Annotated in this window: 2 protein-coding genes; one reads left to right on the top strand and one right to left on the bottom strand. The window is 64.3% G+C overall.

Going from position 1 to position 1,634, the window contains the following annotated elements:
• A partial coding sequence (locus tag EN750_RS33280) for a folate-binding protein YgfZ (protein WP_145968154.1) occupies window positions 1-676 on the bottom strand: 676 nt, incomplete at its 3' end.
• Between the two features lie 75 nt (window positions 677-751).
• Between EN750_RS33280 and EN750_RS33275 the strand changes: the two genes are divergently transcribed.
• Window positions 752-1,634 (top strand): dihydroorotase (locus EN750_RS33275; protein WP_189526635.1); only part of this gene is annotated, 883 nt, incomplete at its 3' end.

The raw sequence follows: 1,634 nt of genomic DNA, 5'->3' as shown, positions 1-1,634 counted from the left end.
GCCTGCCTTCGACGGGCAGTTCGGAGCGGGGCGCGGGCAGGGGCCGGTCGGCTGACACGATCAGAACGCGTCGCCTGGCGGTGCCGCGATGCTGCATGCGCGAGACGACCTCCTGGCCGACATAGCAGCCCTTCTTGAAGCCGACGCCACCGGTTTCGTCCAGCAGCACGTCGTGGGGAAAGGCGTCTCCGAGTTGGTAGTCGCTGCCGCTTTCGGCAATGCCGCCGGCAATGCGGAAGGCTTGCCACGCGGCAAGATCGCTGCGCTCATCTGTTTCGCCATAGGAACGCGTGACGGCACCCTTCGGAAAGCGCGTGTCGGCGGCCGCCGTTGAATCGGATTGCGAGGGTGTTGATTCATGTCCCCATGCAACGGTGACAAATGCCTGATCGGATTTGGCAATCTCGACCTTGGCGCGCAGTTTGTAGAGCGTCAGCCGGCGTATGAAATCGTCCGATATGTCGGCTCGGCATTCGAGCCGGAATGCATTCTCGCCGGTGCGGGAGATCAGGAAATCGAACAGGATCTTGCCTTGCGGCGTCAGCAGCGCACCGGGCTTGGCTTCGCCGGGAGCCAGGATGTCGAGATCGGTGGTCAGGATGTTCTGCAAAAAATGCTCGGCATCCGGACCTGATACGGAAACGAGGGCGCGGTCTTTGAGCTGGGCAAAGGGCATGGGCGGAAAAGCAACCTGATCTTGCAAAACGGTCGGCCTTTACGTAAGCCGCTGGCACTCCCCCCGCAAGAGAGCATGGCCATGATCTACGACCTCATCCTGACAGGCGGCACCGTGGTCAACCACGACGGCGAAGGGAGACGCGACATCGGCGTGAAGGGCGCGCGCATCGCCGCCATCGGCGATCTCCGCCAGGCCTCGGCGGGCGAGACGATCGATTGCCGCGGCCTGCATATCCTGCCGGGCGTCATCGACAGCCAGGTGCACTTTCGTGAGCCGGGATCGGAGCACAAGGAAGATTTGGAAACGGGTTCGCGCGCGGCCGTGCTTGGCGGCGTCACCGCCGTGTTCGAGATGCCCAACACCAATCCTTTGACCACCAGCGAGGCAGCGCTTGCCGACAAGGTTCGGCGCGGCACGGATCGCATGCATTGCGATTTTGCCTTCTGGGTCGGCGGCACCCGCGAAAACGCTGGGGATGTCGGCGAGCTTGAGCGGTTGCCGGGCGCGGCCGGGATCAAGGTTTTCATGGGCTCGTCCACCGGCGACCTGCTGGTCGAGGACGACGAAGGTGTCGCCTCGATCCTGAGAAACACGCGCCGCCGTGCCGCCTTTCATTCGGAAGACGAATTCCGGCTGCGCGAGCGTCTTGGCGAGCGCATCGAGGGCGACCCGGCATCGCACCCTGTCTGGCGTGACGAGATCGCCGCCTTGCGCTGTACCGAACGGCTTGTACGCATCGCGCGCAGCGTTCGCGCCCGCATTCATGTCCTGCACATCTCGACCGCCGAGGAGATTTTGCTCCTCGAACAGCACAAGGATGTCGCGACCTGCGAGGCGACGCCGCATCATTTGACGCTCAGCGCCGACGACTATGCGCGGCTCGGCACGCTGATCCAGATGAACCCGCCGGTGCGCGCCGCCCGCCATCGCGACGGCGTCTGGCACGGCATTGCGC

Origin of the sequence: Mesorhizobium sp. M7A.F.Ca.ET.027.03.2.1 (assembly GCF_003999175.1) — a bacterium.
In the GTDB taxonomy this organism is placed as follows: domain Bacteria; phylum Pseudomonadota; class Alphaproteobacteria; order Rhizobiales; family Rhizobiaceae; genus Mesorhizobium.
This window is presented reverse-complemented; position numbering and strand designations above follow the sequence as displayed.